The following is a 23,212-nucleotide window of genomic DNA, read 5'->3' as shown; positions in this document are numbered from 1 at the left end:
CCGATGGCGGATCCGGCGCGGGAAGCCGCCGTCGCCGGGGTGGGGAGGGGCGGATTAACGTCTCTTCAAGGTTAATCGGCGAGCATCGGAACCACAGTGGATCCGGTAGCGCGTTCCCACCAGGCGGTCCGTCGGCCGCGGCGCGCCGGCCGTCCGGGGACCGGATGTCATGCGTCGACGTCGTCGGATCGTAACGACCGCCCGCCTGCGCGCGCTCGGCGCAGCCGGCCTCCTCGCCCCGGCCGCGTTGGTCGTCACCTCCGCCGAGATCGGCCAGCAGGACGTCGCGGCACTCCTTCTGAAGTCGTTCGATCCGTCGGCGCGCTGGGCCGTCGCGCTCGGCGCCGGTCCCGGCGGCGAGACCCGGCTCGTCACCCGCCCGATGGACGAGATGCCGCGCGGGGCGGCCACCGTCACCACCGGCGGCGGCGCCGTCGTGGTCGAGGGTATCGACCCGATCGTCACCGGCTCGATCGACGCCGGCGACGGCAGTCCGGACGAGGACCGCATCGACCGCAGCTGGAAGGGCGACCTGCCGATCACCGTCACAACCCCGGCGACCGCGCCGGGCTTCTCGGCCGGCAGCCTGTTCCAGGAGCAGGGCCGGCTGGAGCCGCCCGCCCCCGGCAGCGTCCAGGTCGCGTTTTCGCGCGCCGAAGCGCCGCTGTCGGTGCTCGCCGTCGGCCGCTTCATCGGCCCGCGGCCCGAGATGACCGACGTCGCCATCCTCGATCCGGTGCCGGTGCCGGCGGTGCGTCCGCACGTGACGCTGCTGACCGACGCCGCCTATCCGCGCCGCGCCGTCGCGCCGGCCGCCACCAACGCCGCCGCCGAGCAGATGCTCGCCGCCTACGCGCCGGCGACCTCGGTGGTCGGCCAGGACGTGTTCGACGCCCTGTTCGCGACGCCTGCCGACCGGCCGGCGCCGCCGGCGATCACGCTCGCCCCCGGCGATTTCGGCTGGGCGGCCAACTCCTTGCCGGCATCGGCCTACGAGGAGGGCGAACAACGCTGCCTCGCCGAGGCGGTCTATTTCGAGAGCCGTGGCGAATCGCACCGCGGTCAGGTCGCGGTGGCGCAGGTCGTGCTCAACCGGGTCCGCAACCCGGCCTATCCCGAGACGATCTGCGAGGTGGTCTACCAGAACCGCAATCTGCGCGACGCTTGCCAGTTCTCCTTCGCCTGCGACGGCATTCCCGACCGGGTCCACCCGGGCGCGGCGTGGCGGCGGGCCGAGCAGGTGGCGCACGACGTCACCTTCGGCGGCGAGCGGCTCGACGAGATCGGCAGCGCCACCCACTATCACGCCACCTACGTCCGGCCGAACTGGGCGGGTGTCTTCACGAAGAAGGCCAAGATCGGCCGCCACGTGTTCTACCAGACGATCTACGGCGGCTGGAGCTGAGGCGTCACGGCGTGCTTGCGTCGGGTGGGCCGCAACCGCTAGGGTTCTCGCAAGGCACCGATCCCGTGTGCCCGTCCTTCGAGCGCCCGAGAATCATGTCCACCGATCCGCGTGAGCCGTCCGTTTCGTCCGCCGTCGAGACGGTACCCGCCCGGAAGACGTGGGCCGCCCCCGAGATCCGCGACCAGAGCGTCCACAGCCTCACCGAAGCCGGCCCCAAAACGAACTATACGGACGAATCGTCACCCGCCACCGGCCCGAATTCTTGAGTCCGTCGAACGTCGTCGACCATCGTTTTGCTTGGGATCAGTCGAAGGCGAAACGGGTGTCCGGGCCTGAGATGTTCCGCCACAGGGTCTGCGGCCTGTCGGTGACCTCCGACTTCGTCCTGACCGACCTGCCCGGAGCCGAAGACGAGGCGTCGGCCCCGGACGTCGTCGTTCGCGCGGGTGCCGTCCCTCCCGCACTACCCGACGCCTTCCGCTCCGGTCCGGCTTGGCAGCTCGCGAACCGCGCGTTCCAGTTGGACGTGCCCGCCGTCGCCCGCTTCCTCGTCCGCGACGGCCGCGAGGTGGTCGTCGACCGTGACGTCGGCGCCTCCGATGCGGACGTCTCGGCATTCCTGCGCGGTACGGTTCTCGCCGCATTGCTGTTTCAGCGGGGCCAACTCGTGCTGCACGGCGCCACCGTCTGCCTCGACGGACGCGGCGTCGTGATCTGCGGCCGGTCCGGCTCGGGAAAGTCGACGCTCGCGGCCGCCCTCTGCGCCTCGGGCGCCGCGTTCGTCGGCGACGACATCGCGGCGATCCGCTTCGAGGCCGACGGAACACCGACGGCGCTGTCCGACGGGCGCTCGCATCGGCTGTGGGCGGAGACGGTCGAGCAACTGAATCTCTCCGACCGGCGGGGCGCGCGGGTGCGGCAGCCGATCGCCAAGTTCCACGTCGCGCCGTTCGGCGGGCCCGCACCCGAGGCGGTGCCGCTCGCGACCGTCGTGCTCATGCGCGAGTCACCCTCTGCCCGCACAGTCGCATCGTCGGCTCTCGAGGCGGCGGACGCCGCCGCGCTGCTCTCCGCCGAGACCTATCGCCGTCGCCTCGCCCGCACGATGCGCCCGGACGGCGAAATCCTCCGCGATGTCGCGCGGCTCGTCGCGCGGACGCGGGTGGTCCTGCTCGAGCGCCCGATGGACTTCGCTCTGCTCGACGACGCGGTCGCCGCGGTCGTCGCGGCCTGCCGGTCGGAGCCGTCCCGGCCCGGAGCGCCGTGATGGCGGGCGCCGGCGGGATCGTGTGGCTCGCCTCGTACCCGAAGTCGGGCAACACTTGGCTGCGTCTGCTGCTCGCCAACCTGCTCGGCGCCGGCGACCGCCCGGCCGACATCAACCGGATGGGGCTCGACAGCCGCCCGCTCGCCGCCCGGCACGAGGTCGAGGATCTGGCGCCGATCGACACCACGCTCCTCACGCCCGACGAGGTCGACCTGTTGCGACCGCGCGTCCTCGAGGCCGTCGTCGCGGCGGAGACCGGGCGGCTGTTCGTCAAGTGTCACGACGCCTATCGGTGCAACGCCGCCGGCGAGCCGGTGCTAGGCCGCGGCACCGGGGCGGCGGCGGTCTACGTGGTGCGCGATCCGCGCGACGTCGCGGTGTCGCTCGCGCACCACAACGGCAGGTCGATCGACGTCACGATCGCCCACATGGCCGACGAGCGATGCACGACGTCCGCGAACGGCAGCAGGCCGACACGGCAGGTGCCCCAGCTGTTGTCGACCTGGAGCGGCCACGTCGAGAGCTGGGCGAGCCAGCGCGACGTGCCCGTGCACGTCCTGCGCTACGAGGACCTCCTCGCCGATCCGACCGGCCGTTTCGGCGCCGTCGCCGCCTTCCTCGGCCTTGCCGCGACCGGCGAGGCGATCGCCCGTGCCGTCCGCTTCGCCGACTTCTCCGAGTTGCAGCGCCAGGAGCGCCGCGACGGCTTCTCCGAACGGCTGTCGTGGTCGACGGCGCCGTTCTTCCGGTCCGGCCGCGCCGGGGCCTGGGCCGACGTGCTCACCCCGGCACAGGCCGCGACGATCGTCGCCGACCACGGGCCGGTGATGGAGCGCTTCGGCTATGTGTGATATCGCGAGGCCGCACGGGCCGAAGGTCGCGGCACGGGCCTTTCGGGGGTGGCGATGAGTGGCGAAGTTGGGGACGACGGCGTCCTGGTGCGGGCCGAGGGGTTGCTGACGGCGGCGCTCGACCAGGAACTCTTGATGATGAGCGTCGAGCAGGGGCGCTACTACAACCTGAACGCCGTCGGCGCCCGGATCTGGGAGCTCCTGGAGACGCCGACGTCGGCCGACGCCCTCGTGGCGGCGCTGACGGCGGAATACGAGGTCGATCCGGACACGGCCCGCGCGCACGTCGAGCGGTTCCTCGGCGAACTGCGTCGACGCGGACTGCTGGCGTCCTGACGGCGGGCCGGGTCACCGCTTTTCAGTGGTGCTGACGCAGGTGGCAGACGGCGCGCAGGACGCGGTGGAGCGCGACGCAGGCGGCGAGCAACACGCCGTCCCGCTCGAGCTCGGCGGCGCGGCGCCGCGCCTCCTCGCCGGCCGGGACGGTCCGCAGCAGCGCCGCGACGGCGTCGAGATCGATCAGCCGGTCGACCAGCGGATGGGCGCGCGCCTCGGCGACGAAGTCCAGCAGGGCCGCGCGCTCCAGCCCGATCAGGAGATGGAGCTCCGGGAACGGCCGGCTCTTGCCGCGGTGCAGGCGCACGCCGTCCGGCAGCACGCCCACGGTGGCGTCGCGGAACAGCCGGCGGCGGACGCCGCCGCGCAGGAACATCGCGCTCGGCAGCGCGACCGCGCAGGCCACCACCGCTCGGTCCAGCAGCGGGAACGACACCGCCATGCCGGTGCGCGCCGCCGTGAGCGCCCAGCGCTCCGCGCGCCGCGCCACCAGCCCGTTCTCGACGAGGCGCAGGCGGTTGGCGACGTCGTCGGCGCCGATGCGGACGCGCTCGATCCTCAGTCCCGCGAGCGCCTCGGCCCGCAGGAGCCCGCGCGTGACATCTGCGACGCCGGGCGGCCGGCCGGTCGCGCGGCCGATCGCGCGCCAGACCGGCGCCGGCACCAGGTGGGGTGCCACCTCGCCCCAGAGCGTCCGCAGCGGCGAAGCACCCCGCGCCGCCGCCAGCGCCCGCGCTTCCGCCGCCACCCGTCCCAGGCGACCGTGCAGCAGCGCCTCGGCGAGCGCGGCGCGGCCGTTGTAGGAGGCGGCCTGATCCCCGCCCCAGCCCGACAGCAGCATCTCGGCGCCGCGTGCCGCCGCGTCGATGCAGACGGCGCTGTCCGGATCGGCCGGATCGAAGGGCGTGACCTGATCGCCGTCCGTCCGGGGCATCAGGACGTCGCGCGCCGGGCCGAGCCGGATCGGCACGCAGGCAAGGTCAGGCTCCCGCTCCAGCACGATGCGGACCTGCGGCTCCTCGCCCTCGGGGCGGTAGTCGCCGTAGCTGCCGGGCAGGAACGGATAAGCCAGCAACGGCCGGCCGGCGCCGCGCAAGGCCCGGCTGGCGAGGACTGCGATCGCGCCGGAATCGAGCCCGCCGCTGAGGTGGGCGGCGACCGGGCCGGTCTCCGGCAGGCGCCGGCGCACCGCGGCTTCGATCAGAGCGGCCATCTCCTCGGCCGCCTCGGCCGGATCGCAGCGCCGTTTGCCGGCCGCCGTGGGATCGAGCCGCCAGTGCCGCCCTCCTTCGCGCCGACCCGGGGACAGCCGCAGCCAGGATCCCGGGTCGAGGCGGCCGACGCCGGCGAACAGCGAGGCGTCCGCCGGCGTGTCCGCCATCAGCAGTTCGCGCAGGAAATGAACCTCGTCGAGTCGGCGCTCGACCAGCCCGGACGCGTGCAATCCCCGCGGCAATGAAGCGAAGGCGAACAGACGCCCGGGCAGATCGACGGTGAACAGCGGCCGGACGCCGAAGTCGTCCCGGGCCAAGGTCAGCGCCCGGGTCCGCGGGTCCCAGGCGGCGAGCGCGAAGTCGCCGGAGACCGCGGCGAGGGCGTCGCCGGGCGAACCCGGACGGTCGAGCACCGCGAGCAGCGCCGCGTCCGCGGCGGCTCCCCACGCCGGGCCTCGGCCCGGCGTGCCGTCGAGACGGGCGTCGGCGGCCAGCACGAGGCCGCCGGCGCCGCGCGGCAGCGGCGGGGCTGGCGACTCGGTCGCGCCGGGGCGGCGGGCGAAGTCGAGCGTGGCGAGGGCTACCGGGCCCTCGACGTGGCGGGAGCGCGCCGGCGCGAACCCGGGCTCGACCATGGCCGCGGCCATGGCGTCGAGCCGGTCCGCCTCGGCGGGGCGGCCGTCGAGGTGCAGGAACCCGCAGATCAGGCGCATCGGCGGCGGCTCGACGCGATCCGGATCGGCCGGCGGTGCGCGAGAGGGGCAGGGCGCATGGGCAGCGGCGGCGGGCCGGCTCGGTTGGTACTCATTTGCCCCGCGCGCGGCGGAACCAGCAGTTGATCGCGAAGCGCGAGTCCATGAAGGCGCCGGACGGACACCGGATCGGCCGCACCTCGTGCGGCGCCCACGACGGGAACAGCAGCAGCAGGTCGCGTTCGGGTTCGATGTCGACGAAGCGGCCGCCCTGGTCGACCGGGCGGAAGGAGTGCAGGCGCAGTTCGCCGCCATCGAAGCCCTTGGGCAGGGCGTGGAAATAGTGGACGGCGGTCAGGACCCTCTCCGTGGCGGCGTCGTTCGCGCCGGTCCGAGTGTCGATGTGACGGCCGTAGAAGGCGCCGTCGCCGTGGGCGACCAGTTCCAGCTCCAACCGCGTCGACACGAAAGGCGACAGGCGCAGCGTCGCGACGGCCTCGTCCATCACCGCGCGGAACCGGGCGTCGAGTTCCTCGCGCAGCGGTCCGAGATCGCGCAGCACGCGTGAGACCCGGATGTTCGGGTCCACGCGGCCTTCGGCACCGATGGTGGTGACTTCGAAGTCGTCCCGGCGGGCGGCGGCATGGGCGAGCAGGCGCTCGACCATGTCCTCCCCCAGGAACCCGCGGATCAGGCGATGCGGCGCGGGCTGCTCCAAGGCGCGCATCGGGGGTGGGGAGGTCATGCGGTGTGCTCGTTCCTGCAGGGGTGCGGCCGGTCGCGCGCGCGGGAATCGTCGCCACCGGCATCGTCGGATCGGCGAGCGGTCTCCGACTCGCCGGAGGGACGCTGCGTCGCGATTGCACAAAACCGCAACGCCCTGCGGCCGGCAACAGGGATCGCGCCCGGCGGTCATGCCGCGGTCGCTGTCATGAGTGTCCGCGATCGTTTCGATGACACTTATTCATTTCCGCGATCGACCATGGTTCGGTAGATCTGGACGACGGACGCGATCCCGGCGCCCGCAGGAGTTCCCGCCGTGACCACCGTCCCCTCCCGCGCCGCCTCGGCCGTCCCGCCCGCCGTGGTCGTGGTGTGCGGCTGCCTCGTCGCCATCCTCACCTTCGGCCCGCGCTCGACCATGGGCTTCTTCCTGACGCCGATGACCACGGCGAACGGCTGGAGCCGGGAGGTGTTCGCGCTCGCGATCGCGCTGCAGAACCTGATGTGGGGCCTCGGCCAGCCCTTCGCCGGCATGATCGCCGACCGCTTCGGCACCTGGCGGGTGCTGACGGCGGGCGCTCTGCTCTACGCGCTCGGCCTCGTCACCATGGCCTACACGACGGATCCCGTCGGCCTGCAGTTCACCGCCGGCGTGCTGCTCGGGCTCGGCATCGCCGGCTCGGCCTTCTTCATGGTGCTGGCCGCCTTCGCGCGCCTTCTGCCCGCGAGCTTCCGCGGCACCGCCTACGGCCTCGGCACCGCCGCCGGGTCGATGGGCCAGCTCCTGTTCGCCCCGATCGGCCTCGGCGTGATCGATCGCTACGGCTACCAGAACGCCCTCCTGGTGCTCGCCTGCCTGATGGCCGTGGTGCCGCTGCTGGCGATCCCGCTGAAGGGCAAGCCGGCCGCCGGCGGCGGCGTCGGCGGCCGCGACCAGACGATCCGCGAGGCGCTCGGCGAGGCGTTCGGCCACCGCTCCTACTGGCTGCTGATCGCGGGCTTCTTCGTCTGCGGCTTCCACGTCGCCTTCGTGACGACGCACCTGCCGCCCTACATCGTCGACAAGGGCCTCGACGCCAGTTGGGGAGCCTGGGCGCTCGGCCTGATCGGGCTCTTCAACATCGCAGGCTCGCTGATCGCCGGCCAGCTCTCGAACCGGCTGCCGAAGCGCTACATCCTGTCGGTGATCTACTTCGGCCGGGCCGTCGCCTACGGTCTGTTCTGGCTCTTGCCGACGTCGCCGACCACGGTGCTGCTGTTCTCGGCCGCTGCGGGCTTCCTGTGGCTCTCCACCGTGCCGCCGACCCAGGGACTCGTCGGCGTGATGTTCGGCACGCGCTACATCGCGATGCTCTCGGGCATCGTGTTCTTCTCGCACCAGATCGGCGCCTTCCTCGGCGTCTGGCTCGGCGGACGGCTCTACGACGCGACCCATTCCTACGACGGCGTCTGGATCCTCGGCGTGCTGCTCGGCATCTTCGCCGGCATCGTGCACCTGCCGATTCGCGAGACGGCGGTGCCGCGCCCGGTCACTGCGTGAGGCGGACGCCGTCCTGGTTGGTCGTCTGGAGCGTACAGGCGAGGGTGGTCTTGAGGTCGGCGTAGTCGCCGTCGCCGCCGTCCTCCCAGTCCATGGTCGAGCCGGCCGTGTCCGAGCACGCGCCGGCGACCTTCAGGAAGCTCGAGACGTCGAGCGCCTTCGAGCTGTAGGTCTTCGGGAAGGTGTGCTTGCCGGTGTAGGTGGTGTCCTGGTAGGCGACCATCTCGATGGCGTAGCTGTCGTAGTCCGTGACCGTGATCGTGGTCGCCGTGCCGATCGTCGGCGTGAACTTCGTGCTGATCTTGCCGTTCTTGTTGGTGTAGTCATATGTCAGCATCAGCTGACGCTTCAGGACCGTGCCGTTCTTGTCGTAAGTGACGAAGTAGATTTCCTTGTCGAAGGTGCCCTTTGCGCTCTTGATCGACATGGTCGCCGACTGCAACTTCTTCGCCGTCGCCTCCTTGGCCTTGGAACTCACGGTAGCGCCGAGCTTGTCGAAGCCACCGATCGCCAGGAAACTGGCGTCGACCTCTGCCGCGAGCGTGACGGTGAAGACGCCGGTGCCGTCGCCCTCGACCGAGACCGTGTCGATCCGGCCGCCGGAGGCCGCCAGCGTGCGGTTGAGGAGTTGCTTGGCCTCCTGCTGGGTCAGCGCCGCGCCGCGGGTCGCGCTGGCCAACGCGATGCTGTCGGCAGCGGCCTGGAGGTTCGACTTCAGGTCCGACTGACGGCCGTAGTCGACCGCGGCTCCGAGCGAGAAGGCGACGACGAAGAAGGAAATGGCGAAGGCGAGAGCGGTCGATCCGCTCTCGTCGCGCGCGAAGGTGGCCGGAAAGGCGCTGGCGGACGACATGACTGGTCCCGGGGGGACGGTTGAACGTCTGCGATCCTTGCGGGCAAAGCATCTAAATTTCGATGAAAACGATCGTCGAAACCCGGCCCTATCGTCCCATTTCCAGGCGGCGGGCGAGCGCGGCGGTCTCGGCGGCGACGGCACCGAACGGGCCGGCGGCGGCCTCGAGGGCGCGGTCGAGGTCGACCAGCGCGAGGCCCGCCGTCCCGAAGCCGACCTTGACGGCGTCGGCGACCCAGTGGCGGAAGCGGGCGGCCCTCAGCCGGTCCGCACGCACAGGGTCCGTGGTCCAGGCCCGGTGGCGCTCGACGGCCTCGAGGAGCGCGTCGAGACCGGTGCCGGCGGTCGAGGACACCGTCAGCACCGGCGGCACCAAGGCGTCCGCGGCGCGGACGGCGAGCGACAGCGCGCCCTCGACGTCGGCGGCGGCCCGGCGGGCCGGGGCGCCGGTGTCGGCCTTGGTGACCACGACGACGTCGGGGATCTCCATCACGCCGGCCTTCATGAACTGCAGGCTGTCGCCCGAGCCCGGCTGGATGCACAGCACCACGGTGTCGGCGACGGTGGCGACGTCGGCTTCGGACTGGCCGATGCCGACGGATTCGACGATCACCCGGTCGTAGACCGCCTGCATCAGCGCGACGGCGCCGACCGCGTGGTCGGAGAGGCCCCCGAGCCGGTCGCGCGCGGCCATCGAGCGCACGAAGATGCCGCGGTCGTCCGGGTCGGTCTTGAGGCGGGTGCGGTCGCCGAGCAGCGCGCCGCGCGTCACCCGCGACGACGGGTCGACCGCGATCACGCCGAGCGTCTCGCCGCGGGCGCGGACGTGACGGACCAGCGCGTTGGTCAGCGTCGACTTGCCGACGCCCGGTGGGCCGGTCAGGCCGAGCACGTGGCCGCCCGGCTCCGCGACGCAGGCGTCGAGCAGCGCGGCGTGGCGGGCGATACCGCCGGCGGTCTCGATCGCCGCCAGGGCACGCGCCACCGCCGGCTTGCCGGCTGCGCGGATCGCGCCGAGTTCCAGGGGTGTCGTCAACGGGTCCTCGTCCGAGCCTCAGGTCCGGCGGGCGGCGAGTGCCGCCCGCGCCGCCGCCAACCTAGCGATCGGCACCCGGAACGGGGAACAGGACACATAGTCGAGGCCGATCTTGTCGCAGAACGAGATCGAGGCGGGATCGCCGCCGTGCTCGCCGCAGATGCCGAGCTTGATGCCCGCCCGCGTCCGCCTGCCGCGCTCGGCGGCGATCTCGACGAGTTCGCCGACGCCCTCGGGGTCGAGGCTGACGAAGGGGTCCTTCGGCAGCAGGCCCTTCTGGAGATAGGTGGTCAGGAAGGAGGCGGCGTCGTCGCGCGAGATGCCGAAGGTGGTCTGGGTCAAGTCGTTGGTGCCGAAGGAGAAGAACTCGGCGCTCTCGGCGATCTCACCGGCCCGGAGCGCAGCGCGCGGCAGTTCGATCATGGTTCCGACGTGGTAGGGGATCGCCGTGCCCTGCTCGCGCGCGACCTCGCCGGCGACGCGGTCGACGATCGCCTTGACGTAGTCGAGCTCGGCCTTGGTGGCGACCAGCGGCACCATGATCTCCGGGATCACCGGCGCGCCGGTGGCGACGGCGGCGATCGCCGCGGCCTCGAAGATGGCGCGCGCCTGCATCTCGGCGATCTCCGGGAAAGAGATCGCGAGTCGGCAGCCGCGGTGGCCGAGCATCGGGTTGAACTCGGCCATCGCCTCGGCGCGCTGGGCCAGCACGTCCGGCGTCACGCCGAGCACGGCGGCGACGTCGGCGATCTCGTCGGCGCCGCGCGGCAGGAACTCGTGCAGCGGCGGGTCGAGCAGGCGGATGCAGACCGGCAGGCCGTGCATGATCTCGAACAGGTCGACGAAGTCCTGACGCTGCATCGGCAGGATCTTGGCGAGCGCGGCGCGCCGGCCCTCCGGCGTGTTGGCGAGGATCATCTCGCGCACGGCGGTGATGCGGGCGTGGTCGAAGAACATGTGCTCGGTGCGGCAGAGCCCGATGCCCTCGGCGCCGAAGGCGCGGGCGGCGCGGGCGTCGGCCGGCGTCTCGGCGTTGGTGCGCACCGTCATGCGGCGGACCTCGTCGGCCCAGCCCATCAGCGTCGCGAAGGTGCCGGAGAGTTCGGGCTGGCGCATCGGCACCGAGCCGGCCATCACCTGGCCGGTGCCGCCGTCGATGGTGATGACGTCGCCGGCGGTGAAAGTGCGGCCGACCGCGGTCAGCGTGCCGCGGGCGACGTCGACGCGGATCGAACCGGCGCCGGAGACGCAGGGCTTGCCCATGCCGCGGGCGACCACGGCCGCGTGGCTGGTCATGCCGCCGCGGGTGGTCAGGATTCCCTCGGCGGCGTGCATGCCGTGGATGTCCTCGGGGCTGGTCTCGACGCGCACCAGGATGACGCGCTGGCCGCGCTGGCGCCGCGCCTCCGCCTCGTCGGCGGTGAAGACGATGGCGCCGGAGGCCGCGCCAGGGGAGGCCGGCAGGCCGGCGCCGAGCAGGTCGCGCGCCGCCTTCGGGTCGATGGTCGGGTGCAGCAGTTGGTCGAGCGAGGACGGGTCGATGCGCTCGATCGCCTCTTCGCGGGTGATCAGGCCGTCCTCGGCCATCTCGACGGCGATGCGCAGCGCCGCCTCGGCGGTGCGCTTGCCGACACGGGCCTGGAGCATCCACAGCTTGCCGCGCTCGACCGTAAACTCGAGGTCCTGCATGTCGCGGTAGTGCTTCTCGAGTTCGCGGGCGTAGTGCGCGAACTCGGCGTAGGCCTCCGGCATCAGCGCCTCGAGCGAAGGCCGGTCGGAGCGGGCGGCGAGGCGGGCGGCCTCGGTAATGTCCTGCGGGGTGCGGATGCCCGCCACCACGTCCTCGCCCTGGGCGTTGACCAGGAACTCGCCGTAGAGCGCGTTCTCGCCGGTGGAGGGGTTGCGCGAGAAGGCGACGCCGGTGGCCGAGGTGTCGCCCATGTTGCCGAACACCATGGTCTGGACGTTGACCGCGGTGCCCCAGGAGGCGGGAATGTCGTGGAGCTTGCGATAGGTCACCGCGCGGGCGTTCATCCACGACCCGAACACGGCGCCGATGGCGCCCCAGAGCTGCACCGCCGGATCCTGCGGGAAGGGCTCGCCGGTCTCGTCGGCGACGAGCTTCTGGTACTCGCCGACGATCTCGCGCCAGTCGTTGGCGGAAAGATCGGTGTCGAGCACGTAGCCCTCGCGGGCCTTGAGGTCGTCGAGCAGTTCCTCGAAGGCGTGGTGGTCGAGGCCGAGCACCACGTCGCCGTACATCTGGATGAAGCGGCGGTAGCTGTCCCAGGCGAAGCGTTCGTCGCCGGCTTCGGCGGCCAGCGCCCCGACCGTGACGTCGTTGAGGCCGAGGTTCAGCACCGTGTCCATCATGCCCGGCATCGAGGCCCGGGCGCCGGAGCGCACCGAGACCAGCAGCGGGCGGGTCGGGTCGCCGAAGCGGCGGCCGGTCTTCTCGCCGAGATAGGCGAGGGCGGCGTCGACCTCGCTGGCGAGCGATTCGGGATAGGCGCGGCCGTTGGCGTAGAAGTGGGTGCAGACCTCGGTGGTGATGGTGAACCCGGGCGGCACCGGCAGGCCGAGATTGGCCATCTCGGCGAGGTTGGCGCCCTTGCCGCCGAGCAGGTTCTTCATGGCGGCGGTACCCTCCGCCGCCCCGTCGCCGAAGGTGTAGACCCATTTCATCGCAGCACCGTCCAGGCTGGCCGCATCCGGGCGCAGAGGGTGGACCCGGCGGGCCCGTCTGTCGATAAGTACTACCGACGAGCCGGACCCGCCTCGACGGCGCGGGTGTCGCACCCCCGGGGCGGTGCGGTCTCGAACCCGGTTCGGAAAGGTCCGACACGCCCGGACCTTACGATGTTCGGACCTCTGGCCGGCGCCCAGTCGGGCGCTGCCTCAGACCTGGGCGAAGCCGCCGTCGACCGAGAGTTCGATGCCGTTGACGTAGCTCGAGCGGGCGTCGGCGAGGAACAGCACGCCGGCGGCGATCTCGTCGGGCCGGCCCATGCGGCCGGCCGGGGCGGCGGCGGCGAGCAGGGCGTCGAAGCCGGCGATCGCGTCGGCGTCCATCTTCAGGCCGTTCTCCATGATCGGCGTGCGCGTCGCGCCCGGGCTGACGGCGTTGACGCGGATGCCGCGGGCCTTGAGTTCGTTGGCCCAGGTGCGGGCGAAGGAGCGCACCGCCGCCTTGGAGGCGTTGTAGACCGACAGGTTGGCCATGCCCTTGTTGGCCACGATCGAGGCGTTGACGATCACCGACGCGCCGTCGGCCAGCACCGGCAGCAGCGCCTGCACCTGGAAGAACAGCCCCTTCACGTTGATGTCGAAGGTGCGGTCGAAGAAGGCCTCGTCGGTCTCGGCGAAGCTGCGCGACTCCGCGATGCCCGCGTTGGCGAACAGGACGTCGAGGGTGACGCCGTCGGCGCGGACGCGGTCGGCGAGGGCGGCGCTGTCGGAAAGGCTGGAGGCGTCGGCGACCACGGGGATCGCCTTCTCGCCGAGCCGGTCGGCGGCCGTCCGGAGCGCCTGTGCGTTGCGGCCGGTGACGTAGACGCGGTCCGCGCCCTCGGCGATCAGCGCTGCGGCGGTGGCGTAGCCGATGCCCGACGAGCCGCCGGTGACGAGTGCGTTGGTGCCTTCGAATCGCATGGGTCTCTCCTGCTCGGGAGTTCGTTTATCCCGTAGTTCCAAATTACCGAATTATTGGACCGCGTCAACGCACGTGCTAGGAAGGAGCCATGAACCCCTACGTCCATCCCGCCCGCGACGACATCACGCTGACCGGCGTCCTCGCCGCCCTCGGCGATCCCACCCGCCTCGCCATCGTCCGCCGCCTCGCCGAGACGGCGGACGGCCTCAGCTGCTCGCAGGCCTGCCCGACCGGCGAGGTGCCGAAGTCGACCCTCTCCAACCACTACCGCGTGCTGCGCGAGGCAGGCGTGGTGCGGATGGAGAAGCGCGGCGTCGAGAACGTGAATACGCTGCGCCGGGACGACCTCGACACCCGATTTCCGGGCCTGATCGACCAGGTGATCGCCGCCGCCGCCGCCGAAACCGTGCGCTGAGGACGGCCGGCCACACGAGCGCGGCCCTTCGCGGCCGCAGAGGGGATGCGATCGGCGCCGCCGACCCGCCCCGGCCTCGCCGGTCAGCCCCGGCGCGCCAGTTCCAGCGCGAAGGGCACGCCCTCGAAGCAATCCTCGCCGCGGCCGATCGACCCGATGGCGCGGACCATCCGGCCGCCGCGACCGAGCAGGGCGTCGGCGACGGCCACGATTCGGGCGTTCGGCGTCGCCGTCGGCGACTTCCGGCGGAGTTCGAGCGCCAGTTCCTCCTCGTCGCGGCCGGGATCGAGCGCCAGCACCGCCGAATAGGCGGCCGCGGTCGAGCGCGACACGCCGGCGAAGCAGTGCACCACGATCGGGTCGGCGCGGTCCCACGCCTCCAGCCACGCGAACAGCGCCGCGACATGCGCCTCGCCGGGCAGGGTCATGCCGTCGGCGGCGGCGACGATGTCGTTGATCGGCAGGAACAGGTGCGCCTCGCCGGCGACGTGCGCCGGCATCGTCATCGGCGTCCCGGCGTTGACCAGCGACACCACCCGCTTCGCCCCAGTGGCCTCGACGGTGGCGGCGACGCGGGCGAGCGAACAGACGTGGATCATGGCAGGGGCTTGCTCCGGTTGACGAGCAGGCGTGCGAGGCCCGCGGCGGACTTCGGGATACTCCCCCTGCGAGCGACGTGGAAGAGGCGCGGGCCCGGGAGATTTCGATGGACGGCAAATCAATCTGGAGTCATCTATAACCGATGCGTGCAATCGTTCTCGGGGGCGGATATGCGCGTTTCGGCATCTTTTCTTTGGTTATCGGTCTCGCTCGCCGGGTGCTCGGCTCTTCCAGCCCCGTCCGAGGACAGTCGCCCGATTCCGCTCGATCTGCTGCTCGGGCAGATGAAGTGCGAGTTCGCCCTGTCCTTCAGGGACATCGCCGATACGAAGCCGCGGCGCCTGCAATTCGATGGATGGTTCATCGACGGCAAGCTGACGGCGAAGATCGAGAACAAGCAGACCGCGAGCGGATCGGTCGGAACCGCCGAACTCGTGCCGCTCGGGGGCGGCGTGAGCGGTGGATTCCGGTTCGGCGCCGAGGTCACGCGCGCCCGGACATCGACCGCAGTCATCGATTTCGTCGTTGCGCCGTCCGCATCGGACACGTCCGTATGCGACAATGTCACGAAGAAGTGGCAGTCCAGGGTTGTCGGATTGGGGATCTACGACTGGCTGAAGACGCTCGACGCCGCGCCCGCCGGCGAGCCGCGGATGGCCTATTCCAAGCTGTCCTACACGCTCGACTTCGTGCTGACGCGAACCGGAAATGCCGGGATCGACGTCCTCGTCACGCCCGTCAAGCTCACCGCCGACGCCAAGAGGACCCGTGACGACACCCAGCAACTGGTCATGACTCTGAGCATGCCGGACGAGGTGACGAAGGCTCTCAAGGCCAGGGTTGCGTCCGGGACGGCGCGGCCAGGGCCTTTCCACGTCGGGGGGACGGGTTCCGCGATCTTCAGCCTGCCGATCCCTTCCTTGCAGATCCAGGGCGCCTCGGATCCCCGTGCCGACGACGCCCGGATGGATCAGCTCATGATTCTCAATCAGATAGGCCAGTCGCAATAAGGGAGCGCGACCGTAGCGGCTTCGGGGTGCAGGATCGCGAACGGGCGTCCGGCTCGCGACCGCCGTCTGTTCACCCCTTCAACTCCAGCACGCGGTCGTGGAAGCGGCGTTCGGCTTCGACGGTCGGCCAGGGCGTGAGGTCGAGGCGGGGGCCGTCGGCGGTCTGGCGGCCGAAGCCCTTGGGCAGGCCGAAGTAGCGCCGCGCCTCGGCGGCCTCGAAGCCGGCGAGTTCGACCGCCTCGAAATAGGCGGCGATCCGGTCGGCCTTCTTGGTCAGCGTCGTCAGCGGTCCGGGCAGTGTGGCGGGCAGGCCGACGGCGAGGTGGATCGCCGCCTGCAGGCGCTTCTCGACCGCCTTGTAGTCGCCGCCCATCACCGCCTTGAACGGCGAGATCATGTCGCCGATCACGTATTCCGGGGCGTCGTGCAGCAGCACCGCGAGCCGGCCGCGACGGTCGAGCGCGGGCTCGAGCAGCCCGGCGATCTCCTCGACCAGCAGCGAGTGCTGCGCCACCGAGAAGGCGTGGTCGCCGACGGTCTGGCCGTTCCAGCGGGCGACTCGGGCGAGCCCGTGGGCGACGTCGCGGATCTCGACGTCGAGCGGGGAGGGGTCGAGGAGGTCGAGCCGGCGGCCGGACAGCATGCGCTGCCAGGCGCGCGGCGGGGCGCTCGGACGGTCCGGCATGGCGTGTCAGGCGTCCCCGTCGGCGCTCTCGGGCCAGCCGTAGCGGACGTGGCCGGGCAGGGCGAGCGTCACCGCCACGGCGCCGGCGAGCACCGGCGCGCCGGCGTCGCGCGCCGCCTTGGCGCGGTCGAGCCGGACGATGGCGAGGCCCTCGTTGCCGGCGACCGTGCCGAGCGCGCCGATCGACCGGCCGGCGGCTGTGATCTCGGTGCCGGGCGCGGGCAGGGCGGATTCGGCCGTCACCAGCACCGGTCTACGCCGGGCGGTGCCGCGGTGCTGCATCCGGCTCACCACCTCCTGGCCGACGAAGCAGCCCTTGTCGAAGGCGACGCCGGCATTCTGGTCCAGCGCGGCGTCGTGCGGGAAGGCGTCGCCGAGGGCATAGTCGGCGCCGCCCTCGACGATGCCGAGCGCGGCCCGGTGCGCGGCATAGGCGTCGGCGGTCTCGATCAGCGCGCCGGGGAAGGCGGCGGCCGCGGCGGCGGCGCTCGCCGGCACGTAGGCGCGCCAACCAAGGGCCGCGTGGCGCGGGTCGGCGACCACGTGGCCGGGCATCGTCGGCGGCGCGCCGTCGCCCCAGAGCGCGACGACCGCGAGGTCGTCGGAAACGTCGGCGACGGTCACGGCGGCGCGCAGCTTGTAGAGCGTGAGGCGCTTGACGAGGTCGGCCGCGGCGGCGGCCGGCAGGTCGAGCAGGTGGTCGGCGCCCATCGGCACGATCAGGAAGTCGGTCAGGATCTTGCCCTGCGGCGACAGCAGCGCGCCGTGGCCGGCACCGCCCTCGGGGATCGCCTCGACGTCGGCGGTGACGAGCCGGTCGAGGAAGGCGCGGGCGTCGGTGCCGGCGACGCGGACGAGGGCGCGGCCGGGGAGGACGGCGGCATGGAGGGACGACATCGGCGGCTCCGTCGGGCTGCGGCTCACACCCTCCGTCAGTTACCGCCGGCGTGGCCGACCGGCAAGCGGGCAGGGCGGCCGGCGACCGCTCCTCCCCCGCCCCGGCGACCGCGGTTGACTCGGGCGGAGACGTCACCACCTGTGCGGGGCCGCCCCGCGCGCTCCGAGCGGTACGGGTCTCGCGCGGAACGAGGGTGGAAACGGCGGGTGCCTTCGTGTAGAAAGCCGCCGGCTCAAGACAAGGCATCTCGGTTTCCATGCAAACGGTCCTTCTCGTCGTCCACCTGATGGTGGTGATCGCGCTGGTCGGCGTCGTGCTCCTGCAGCGTTCCGAAGGCGGCGCGCTCGGCATCGGCGGCGGCGGCGGTTTCATGACCAGCCGCGGCACCGCCAACGTGCTGACCCGCACCACCGCCATCCTGGCGACGATCTTCTTCGTGACCTCGATCGCGCTGACGATCCTGCCGCGCTTCATCGGCGGCGGCTCGATCCTCGACTCCGTCGGCGGCCCCGCGCCGGCCGCCGGTCCGGACGCGCCGATCGGTACCGGTCAGGGCGGCGTGCTGGACCTCCTGCAGAAGAAGCCGGGCGCGCAGACCCCGGAGGCCCCCGCCGCTGGCGCCCAGACGCCGCCGGCCTCGCCGGCTCCGGCGACCGACGCCGCTCCGGCGGCCCCCGCCGCCCCGGCTCCGGCGGCCCCCGCCGCCCCGGCTCCGGCGGCCCCCGCCGCCCCGGCTCCGGCGACAGACGCCGCTCCGACGACCCCGGCGCCGGCGACAAACGCCCCGACGACCGAGCCCGCCGCTCCGGCTCCGGCGACCGAAGCGGCCCCCGCCGCTCCGGCTCCGGCGACGCCCGCGCCGGCGCAGTGACCAGCCCAGCCGTTTTCGGCCGGCACGAACCGATCCGACCGGCCGCGGCGACCGCGGCCGGTTCGTTTTGAAGCGCGCGAGAACTGGGGTCCCGTGGGGCGCGTGCGGCGCTCCCCGCGCCGGGCCTCTCGTTCGTTGCGGATATCCCCCGGACCCCCGCTCGGCGGGCGGCCGAATCAGATAGGTTGAAGGCCCATGACGCGGTACATCTTCATCACCGGCGGCGTGGTTTCGTCCTTGGGCAAGGGGCTTGCGTCCGCGGCCCTCGGCGCCCTCCTGCAGTCGCGCGGCTATCGGGTCCGTCTGCGCAAGCTCGACCCCTATCTCAACGTCGACCCCGGCACGATGTCGCCCTACCAGCACGGCGAGGTCTTCGTGACCGACGACGGCGCGGAGACGGACCTCGACCTCGGCCACTACGAGCGCTTCACCGGCCGCCCGGCCGGCAAGCAGGACAACATCACCACCGGCCGGATCTACCAGGAGATCATCGCCAAGGAGCGTCGCGGCGACTATCTCGGCGGCACCGTGCAGGTGATCCCGCACGTCACCGACGCCATCAAGGCCTTCGTGCTCGACGGCAACCAGGACGTCGACTTCGTGCTGGTCGAGATCGGCGGCACGGTCGGCGACATCGAGGCGATGCCGTTCCTCGAGGCGATCCGCCAGCTCGGCAACGAACTGCCGCGCGGCTCGGCCGTCTACGTCCACCTGACGCTGATGCCTTGGATCCCGTCCGCCGGCGAGCTCAAGACCAAGCCGACCCAGCATTCCGTCAAGGAGCTGCGCGGCATCGGCATCGCGCCCGACATCCTGCTGATCCGCTGCGACCGTCCGATTCCGCAGGGCGAGCGCAAGAAGCTGTCGCTGTTCTGCAACGTCCGCGAGAGCGCGGTGATCCAGGGCCTCGACGTCTCCTCGATCTACGAGGTGCCGCTGGCCTACCATGCCGAGGGCTTCGACGACGAGGTGCTCGCCGCCTTCGGCATCACCGGCGCGCCGCCGCCGAACCTCGAGCGCTGGCAGTCGATCGTCAACCGGATCAAGAACCCGGAAGGGCAGGTCAACATCGCCGTGGTCGGCAAGTACACGGTGCTGAAGGACGCCTACAAGTCGCTGATCGAGGCGCTCGTCCACGGCGGCATCGCCAACAACGTCCGCGTCAACATCGAGTGGATCGAGAGCGAGATCTTCGAGAAGGAGGATCCCGCCCCCTATCTCGAGCATGTCCACGGCATCCTGGTGCCGGGCGGCTTCGGCGAGCGCGGCTCGGAGGGCAAAATCCGGGCGGCCGGCTTCGCGCGCCAGCGCAAGGTGCCCTATTTCGGCATCTGCTTCGGCATGCAGATGGCGGTGATCGAGGCGGCGCGCTCGCTAGCGGGCGTCGAGCACGCCTCCTCGACCGAGTTCGGCCCGACCGAGGAGCCGGTGGTCGGCCTGATGACCGAGTGGCTGAAGGGCAACGACCTCGAGAAGCGACGCGCCGACGGCGACCTCGGCGGCACGCTGCGTCTCGGCGCCTACGAGGCGCGGCTGGCGCAGAGTTCCAAGATCGCGCAGATCTACGGCTCGACCCGGATCTCCGAGCGCCACCGCCACCGCTACGAGGTCAACATCGACTACCGCGCCCGGCTCGAGGCCTGCGGCCTGTCCTTCGCCGGCCTGTCGCCGGACGGCGTGCTGCCGGAGACCGTCGAGATCCCCGAGCATCCCTGGTTCATCGGCGTCCAGTACCACCCGGAACTGAAGAGCCGCCCGTTCGAGCCGCATCCGCTGTTCGCGAGCTTCGTCGAAGCCGCCAAGGTCCAGAGCCGTCTGGTCTGAGCCCCAGCCCGTCGAAGTCCCGATCCGTCGGGACTTCGCGATGTCCCGGCCGTCGGGCCCGTGCCCGTCGCACTCCGCGAGCAGCACCCGGACGGCGACACGTCCGGCGGCGGGCCGGTCGCGACACCGATTTGTGCAGCCCGCACTTATTCCCGATTTCGGTAATTTTTCCAGGTCGGCCCGGAAGCTCGGCCGCTGCATTTACCGGACTCGGCGGCCCCGGCCGTTTCCACCCATTTGAAGGTTGACGGTCGTCGGCCGTCGGCGCTTAATCCCCGCGCACATTTTCCCACGGTCGGCACTTGGATGTCCGGCCCTATGCTGGGGGTGGCGAAGTCCTCCCCCCAAAGTAACTTGCAGAGAAAAGCACGATTGCTCCGGCCAACGGGGGAGAGAAGAATGAAATTCGCCTTTGCCGCCCTCCTCGCCGTCTCCACGGCGATGAGCGTTTCCACCGCGTCCGCCCAGCAGGTGGCCGTCGGTTCCAACTTCACGCCTTCGGTGCTGGCGCTGCGCTCGCAGGCGCTCGCAGAGGGCACCACCCGCGTCATCGTCGAGTACGATCCGTCCGCCGGCCGCGCCGTCGGGCAGTCCTCGGACGGGACCGAGAGCTATTCCGCGCAGGGCGCCTCGATCGCCGCGTCGGTGTTCGGTGCCGGCGCGTCGGTCAAGGCGCTCGACGCCGTGCCGATGTTCGCCGCCGACGCCAACGCCGACCAGATCGCGTCGCTCGCCGGCGACAGCCGCGTCGTCAAGATCTACCCGGACCGGCTCGCCGCGCCGACCCTGCTGCAGTCGCTGCAGCTGATCAAGATGAACACCACCGGCGGCGCCTACAGCATGGGAGCCACCGGCGCCGGCCGTGCCGTCGTCGTCATCGACACCGGCGTCGACAAGACCCACGAGTTCCTCAGGGGCAAGGTCGTCTCCGAGGCCTGCTACAGCACCACCAGCGCCGCCAACCAGTCGACGTCGCTCTGCCCGAACGGCGCCAAGTCCAGCATCGCGGCCGGGTCCGGTCTCGACTGCAACGGCGCGGCCATCGAGGGTTGCGGCCACGGTACGCACGTCGCGGGCATCGCGGCGGGCAAGAACACCAGTCTGTCGCGCGGCGAGCCGCAGAACGGCGTCGCCAAGGACGCGGCGATCGTCGCGATCAAGGTGTTCTCGAAGTTCGCGACCAGCCAGTGCGGCAGCGGCGCGACCATGCCCTGCGCGCTCGCCTACACCTCGGACCAGCTCGCGGCGCTCGAGCGCGTCTACGCCCTGCGCAACGGCGTCGCCAACCGCAAGATCGACGCGGTCAACATGAGCCTCGGCGGCGGCGGCTACGACGACTATTGCGACGACTCGCCGCTGACCCCGATCATCGACAAGCTGCGCCGCGCCGGCATCGCCGTCGTGATCGCGGCCGGCAACAGCAGCTACATCAACGGCGTCGGCGCCCCGGGCTGCATCTACGCGGCGACCACCGTGTCGGCCTCGTCGAAGAAGGCGACCGGCAAGCCGGAGCGCATCGCCTACTATTCCAACATCGGTCCGCAGACCGACATCGTGGCGCCCGGCGGCGACGTCCAGTATCCGTTCGGCAACAGCTCGGGTGCGATCCTGTCGTCGACCGGCGGCACCTACAAGGGCTTCCAGGGCACCTCGATGGCCGCTCCGCACGTCGCCGGCATCTTCGCCGCGATCCGTTCGCGCGCGGCCTGCCGGACCAAGTCGGTCGGCGACATCGAGTACGCGATGTGGCAGTCCGGCCTGAAGATCCAGGACTACCGCTCGGTGTCCGGCTATCCGCAGATCACCCGGTCGCGCGTCGACGTCCCGGCCACCATCAAGGCCCTCGGCTGCGGCTGATCCCGAGCCCGGCGTCTCCGGGCGCACCGACATCCGACGCCCGGCGGTCCCCACCGCCGGGCGTCGTCGTTTTCGGGCGGGGGCTCGACAGAGCGGGCGTGGTCGTGCTCCCCTCCGGCCCCGGGACGACGAGGAGCGGGCATGTCGCTGGAGAGTGTGAAGGCCTTCCTGGCCGAGCGGGCGCCGGACGTGGCGGTGATCGAACTGCCGGTCAGCACCGCCACCGTGGCCGAGGCCGCCGCCGGACACGGCGTCGAGCCGGCGCAGATCGCCAAGACCCTGTCGCTGCGCGTCGGCGAGCGGCGCTTCCTGCTGGTCACCGGCGGCGTCGCCCGGCTCGACAACCGCAAGGCCAAGGCGGCCTTCGGCGGCAAGGTCTCGATGCTCTCGGCCGAGGAGGTCGTCGCCGTCACGGGTCACCCGGTCGGCGGCGTCTGCCCGTTCGGCCTCGCCAGCGCGCTGCCGATCTACTGCGACGTCTCGCTGCGCGCCTTCGCCGAGGTCGTGCCGGCCGCCGGCTCGACCCACAGCGCCGTGCGCATCGATCCGGTCCGCATGGCCGACCTCGTCGGGGCCGAATGGATCGACGTCTGCCAGGCCCCCGGGGAGGGAAGCTGACATGATCCGCGGCATCGACCACCTCGTCCTCGCGGTCCGCGATCTTTCCGCCGCGCGCGACTTCTACGCCGGCCTCGGCTTCACGACGACGCCGGTGGCGCGCCATCCCTGGGGCACCGAGAACGTGCTGGTCCAGTTCGACGGCGCTTTCCTGGAACTGCTCGCCGTCGCCGACGCCGCGGCGATCCCGGAGCACGGGCCGGGCCGCTTCTCCTTCGGCGCCTTCGCCCGCGACGCCGTCGCGCGCGGCGAAGGCTGCGCCATGCTGGTGCTCGACAGCGCCGACGAGACCGCCGACCGCGCCGACTTCGCCGCCCGCGGCCTGCCGCTGTTCGAGCCGTTCCGCTTCGAGCGCATCGCCCGCCGGCCCGACGGGACCGAGCGCACGGTCGCCTTCTCGCTGACCTTCACGGCGAGCCCGGAGATGCCCGAGATCGGCTTCTTCACCTGCCGCCAGCACTATCCGGAGAACTTCTGGAACCCGGCCTTCCAGACCCACGCCAACGGCTGCACCGGCGTCGACGCGGTGATCCTGGCCGCGGCCGATCCGGCCGCCGTCGCCCCGTTCCTCGCCGCCTTCGCCGGCGGCACGGCGCGGGAGGAGGACGGAGCCGTCGTGGTCGAGACCGCGCGCGGACGACTCGAGGTCGAGACGCCGGCCGCGCTCGCGACCCGTTACGGCGCGGCGGCGCTGCCGGCGGACGCGGGCACGCCGCGCATCGTCGCGATCCGTTTCCGCGGCGCCGGCAACGGCTCGCGGGTCGTCCCGGCGTCCGCCGCCTTCGGCACCACGCTGATCCTGCCGAGGTGATCGCGCCGGGGCCGTCCGTTTGACGCTGCGGCGGATTTGCGTTAGGGCCCA

At 71.8% G+C, this 23,212-nt stretch carries 21 protein-coding genes; 12 read left to right on the top strand and 9 right to left on the bottom strand.

The genetic code is table 11. The annotated features are described in order from the left end of the window. The first annotated feature begins 169 nt into the window (after positions 1 to 169). The 4 genes from EDD54_RS04590 to EDD54_RS04575 all read left to right on the top strand — a co-directional run bounded on the left by EDD54_RS04590 (position 170) and on the right by EDD54_RS04575 (position 3,862). Positions 170 to 1,405, top strand: a complete 1,236-nt coding sequence (locus EDD54_RS04590; protein ID WP_245515633.1) for a cell wall hydrolase — start codon at positions 170 to 172, stop codon at positions 1,403 to 1,405. A 370-nt stretch (positions 1,406 to 1,775) separates the two neighbouring features. Then, positions 1,776 to 2,675 (top strand): phosphoenolpyruvate carboxykinase (ATP), encoded by a 900-nt coding sequence (locus tag EDD54_RS04585; protein WP_126536156.1) that lies wholly within the window; start codon positions 1,776 to 1,778, stop codon positions 2,673 to 2,675. After that, entirely contained in the window at positions 2,675 to 3,526 is an 852-nt protein-coding gene (locus EDD54_RS04580) for a sulfotransferase domain-containing protein (RefSeq protein ID WP_126536158.1), read from the top strand. Before EDD54_RS04585 ends, EDD54_RS04580 begins: the two co-directional genes overlap by 1 nt. A gap of 54 nt (positions 3,527 to 3,580) precedes the next feature. Beyond that, on the top strand, positions 3,581 to 3,862 hold the full coding sequence (locus tag EDD54_RS04575; RefSeq protein WP_126536160.1) for a lasso peptide biosynthesis PqqD family chaperone: 282 nt from the start codon (positions 3,581 to 3,583) through the stop codon (positions 3,860 to 3,862). Between the two features lie 22 nt (positions 3,863 to 3,884). On the opposite strand, the gene EDD54_RS04570 is transcribed toward EDD54_RS04575, so the two are convergent. Both EDD54_RS04570 and EDD54_RS04565 read right to left on the bottom strand, forming a co-directional pair. Then, complete coding sequence (locus EDD54_RS04570) at positions 3,885 to 5,789, bottom strand: asparagine synthase-related protein (protein WP_126536162.1); 1,905 nt, start codon at positions 5,787 to 5,789, stop codon at positions 3,885 to 3,887. 91 nt (positions 5,790 to 5,880) lie between these two features. Beyond that, complete coding sequence (locus EDD54_RS04565) at positions 5,881 to 6,513, bottom strand: 2OG-Fe(II) oxygenase (RefSeq protein ID WP_207620402.1); 633 nt, start codon at positions 6,511 to 6,513, stop codon at positions 5,881 to 5,883. A 294-nt stretch (positions 6,514 to 6,807) separates the two neighbouring features. On the opposite strand from EDD54_RS04565, the gene EDD54_RS04560 reads away from it, so the two are divergent. Next, positions 6,808 to 8,031 carry an MFS transporter gene (locus tag EDD54_RS04560; RefSeq protein WP_126536164.1) on the top strand — a complete coding sequence of 408 codons (1,224 nt, stop codon included), beginning with the start codon at positions 6,808 to 6,810 and terminating at the stop codon, positions 8,029 to 8,031. Here EDD54_RS04560 and EDD54_RS04555 read toward each other — a convergent pair. The 4 genes from EDD54_RS04555 to EDD54_RS04540 form a co-directional block, all read right to left on the bottom strand. After that, positions 8,021 to 8,884: a pilus assembly protein TadG-related protein gene (locus EDD54_RS04555; RefSeq protein ID WP_133673959.1), complete on the bottom strand. Its 864-nt coding sequence runs from the start codon at positions 8,882 to 8,884 to the stop codon at positions 8,021 to 8,023. The two genes, EDD54_RS04560 and EDD54_RS04555, sit on opposite strands and share 11 nt — an antisense overlap. 88 nt (positions 8,885 to 8,972) lie before the next feature. Continuing rightward, entirely contained in the window at positions 8,973 to 9,920 is a 948-nt protein-coding gene (locus EDD54_RS04550) for an ArgK/MeaB family GTPase (protein ID WP_207620403.1), read from the bottom strand. Positions 9,921 to 9,938: 18 nt separating this feature from the next. Beyond that, positions 9,939 to 12,605 carry a pyruvate, phosphate dikinase gene (gene ppdK, locus EDD54_RS04545; RefSeq protein ID WP_126536168.1) on the bottom strand — a complete coding sequence of 889 codons (2,667 nt, stop codon included), beginning with the start codon at positions 12,603 to 12,605 and terminating at the stop codon, positions 9,939 to 9,941. A gap of 213 nt (positions 12,606 to 12,818) precedes the next feature. After that, positions 12,819 to 13,571, bottom strand: coding sequence for an SDR family oxidoreductase (locus EDD54_RS04540; RefSeq protein ID WP_126536170.1), 753 nt, complete (start codon positions 13,569 to 13,571; stop codon positions 12,819 to 12,821). A gap of 89 nt (positions 13,572 to 13,660) precedes the next feature. On the opposite strand from EDD54_RS04540, the gene EDD54_RS04535 reads away from it, so the two are divergent. After that, entirely contained in the window at positions 13,661 to 13,987 is a 327-nt protein-coding gene (locus EDD54_RS04535) for an ArsR/SmtB family transcription factor (protein WP_126536172.1), read from the top strand. 83 nt (positions 13,988 to 14,070) lie between these two features. Here EDD54_RS04535 and EDD54_RS04530 read toward each other — a convergent pair whose 3' ends face one another. Continuing rightward, the gene (locus tag EDD54_RS04530) at positions 14,071 to 14,586 is read right to left on the bottom strand and encodes a tyrosine phosphatase family protein (protein ID WP_126536174.1); all 516 of its coding nucleotides are present in this window, start codon (positions 14,584 to 14,586) and stop codon (positions 14,071 to 14,073) included. Between the two features lie 171 nt (positions 14,587 to 14,757). Here EDD54_RS04530 and EDD54_RS04525 point away from each other — a divergent pair, with 171 nt between their 5' ends. Next, a complete protein-coding gene (locus EDD54_RS04525) occupies positions 14,758 to 15,597 on the top strand; it encodes a hypothetical protein (RefSeq protein WP_126536176.1) in 840 nt (279 codons plus the stop codon). A gap of 70 nt (positions 15,598 to 15,667) precedes the next feature. On the opposite strand, the gene EDD54_RS04520 is transcribed toward EDD54_RS04525, so the two are convergent. Together EDD54_RS04520 and ygfZ are read right to left on the bottom strand one after the other, a co-directional pair. Continuing rightward, on the bottom strand, positions 15,668 to 16,282 hold the full coding sequence (locus EDD54_RS04520) for a YfbR-like 5'-deoxynucleotidase (RefSeq protein ID WP_126536177.1): 615 nt from the start codon (positions 16,280 to 16,282) through the stop codon (positions 15,668 to 15,670). 6 nt (positions 16,283 to 16,288) lie between these two features. After that, the gene (ygfZ, locus tag EDD54_RS04515; RefSeq protein WP_126536179.1) at positions 16,289 to 17,179 is read right to left on the bottom strand and encodes a CAF17-like 4Fe-4S cluster assembly/insertion protein YgfZ; all 891 of its coding nucleotides are present in this window, start codon (positions 17,177 to 17,179) and stop codon (positions 16,289 to 16,291) included. A 257-nt stretch (positions 17,180 to 17,436) separates the two neighbouring features. On the opposite strand from ygfZ, the gene secG reads away from it, so the two are divergent. The 5 genes from secG (at position 17,437) to EDD54_RS04490 (ending at position 23,161) form a co-directional block, all read left to right on the top strand. Further along, entirely contained in the window at positions 17,437 to 18,051 is a 615-nt protein-coding gene (gene secG / locus EDD54_RS04510) for a preprotein translocase subunit SecG (protein ID WP_126536181.1), read from the top strand. A 195-nt stretch (positions 18,052 to 18,246) separates the two neighbouring features. Further along, on the top strand, positions 18,247 to 19,875 hold the full coding sequence (locus EDD54_RS04505; RefSeq protein ID WP_126536183.1) for a CTP synthase: 1,629 nt from the start codon (positions 18,247 to 18,249) through the stop codon (positions 19,873 to 19,875). A gap of 399 nt (positions 19,876 to 20,274) precedes the next feature. Further along, positions 20,275 to 21,732 carry a S8 family peptidase gene (locus tag EDD54_RS04500; RefSeq protein ID WP_165644641.1) on the top strand — a complete coding sequence of 486 codons (1,458 nt, stop codon included), beginning with the start codon at positions 20,275 to 20,277 and terminating at the stop codon, positions 21,730 to 21,732. A gap of 141 nt (positions 21,733 to 21,873) precedes the next feature. Next, positions 21,874 to 22,350 carry a YbaK/EbsC family protein gene (locus tag EDD54_RS04495; protein ID WP_126536187.1) on the top strand — a complete coding sequence of 159 codons (477 nt, stop codon included), beginning with the start codon at positions 21,874 to 21,876 and terminating at the stop codon, positions 22,348 to 22,350. Between the two features lies 1 nt (position 22,351). Next, the gene (locus EDD54_RS04490) at positions 22,352 to 23,161 is read left to right on the top strand and encodes a VOC family protein (RefSeq protein ID WP_126536189.1); all 810 of its coding nucleotides are present in this window, start codon (positions 22,352 to 22,354) and stop codon (positions 23,159 to 23,161) included. The last annotated feature ends 51 nt before the right edge of the window (positions 23,162 to 23,212 follow it).

It is taken from the genome of Oharaeibacter diazotrophicus (assembly GCF_004362745.1).
GTDB lineage: Bacteria > Pseudomonadota > Alphaproteobacteria > Rhizobiales > Pleomorphomonadaceae > Oharaeibacter > Oharaeibacter diazotrophicus.
The sequence above is the reverse complement of the archived record's forward strand: the minus strand, read 5'-3'. Positions and strand labels throughout refer to the sequence as shown.

Coding starts and splice junctions, on each gene's coding strand:
- EDD54_RS04535 (WP_126536172.1), top strand. CDS start 13,661: ATGAACCCCTACGTCCATCCCGCCCGCGACGACATCACGCTGACCGGC.
- EDD54_RS04555 (WP_133673959.1), bottom strand. CDS start 8,884: ATGTCGTCCGCCAGCGCCTTTCCGGCCACCTTCGCGCGCGACGAGAGC.
- EDD54_RS04520 (WP_126536177.1), bottom strand. CDS start 16,282: ATGCCGGACCGTCCGAGCGCCCCGCCGCGCGCCTGGCAGCGCATGCTG.
- EDD54_RS04500 (WP_165644641.1), top strand. CDS start 20,275: ATGAAATTCGCCTTTGCCGCCCTCCTCGCCGTCTCCACGGCGATGAGC.
- EDD54_RS04575 (WP_126536160.1), top strand. CDS start 3,581: ATGAGTGGCGAAGTTGGGGACGACGGCGTCCTGGTGCGGGCCGAGGGG.
- EDD54_RS04495 (WP_126536187.1), top strand. CDS start 21,874: ATGTCGCTGGAGAGTGTGAAGGCCTTCCTGGCCGAGCGGGCGCCGGAC.
- ppdK (WP_126536168.1), bottom strand. CDS start 12,605: ATGAAATGGGTCTACACCTTCGGCGACGGGGCGGCGGAGGGTACCGCC.
- ygfZ (WP_126536179.1), bottom strand. CDS start 17,179: ATGTCGTCCCTCCATGCCGCCGTCCTCCCCGGCCGCGCCCTCGTCCGC.
- EDD54_RS04505 (WP_126536183.1), top strand. CDS start 18,247: ATGACGCGGTACATCTTCATCACCGGCGGCGTGGTTTCGTCCTTGGGC.
- EDD54_RS04565 (WP_207620402.1), bottom strand. CDS start 6,513: ATGACCTCCCCACCCCCGATGCGCGCCTTGGAGCAGCCCGCGCCGCAT.
- EDD54_RS04490 (WP_126536189.1), top strand. CDS start 22,352: ATGATCCGCGGCATCGACCACCTCGTCCTCGCGGTCCGCGATCTTTCC.
- EDD54_RS04590 (WP_245515633.1), top strand. CDS start 170: ATGCGTCGACGTCGTCGGATCGTAACGACCGCCCGCCTGCGCGCGCTC.
- EDD54_RS04580 (WP_126536158.1), top strand. CDS start 2,675: ATGGCGGGCGCCGGCGGGATCGTGTGGCTCGCCTCGTACCCGAAGTCG.
- EDD54_RS04570 (WP_126536162.1), bottom strand. CDS start 5,789: ATGCGCCTGATCTGCGGGTTCCTGCACCTCGACGGCCGCCCCGCCGAG.
- EDD54_RS04530 (WP_126536174.1), bottom strand. CDS start 14,586: ATGATCCACGTCTGTTCGCTCGCCCGCGTCGCCGCCACCGTCGAGGCC.
- secG (WP_126536181.1), top strand. CDS start 17,437: ATGCAAACGGTCCTTCTCGTCGTCCACCTGATGGTGGTGATCGCGCTG.
- EDD54_RS04540 (WP_126536170.1), bottom strand. CDS start 13,571: ATGCGATTCGAAGGCACCAACGCACTCGTCACCGGCGGCTCGTCGGGC.
- EDD54_RS04525 (WP_126536176.1), top strand. CDS start 14,758: ATGCGCGTTTCGGCATCTTTTCTTTGGTTATCGGTCTCGCTCGCCGGG.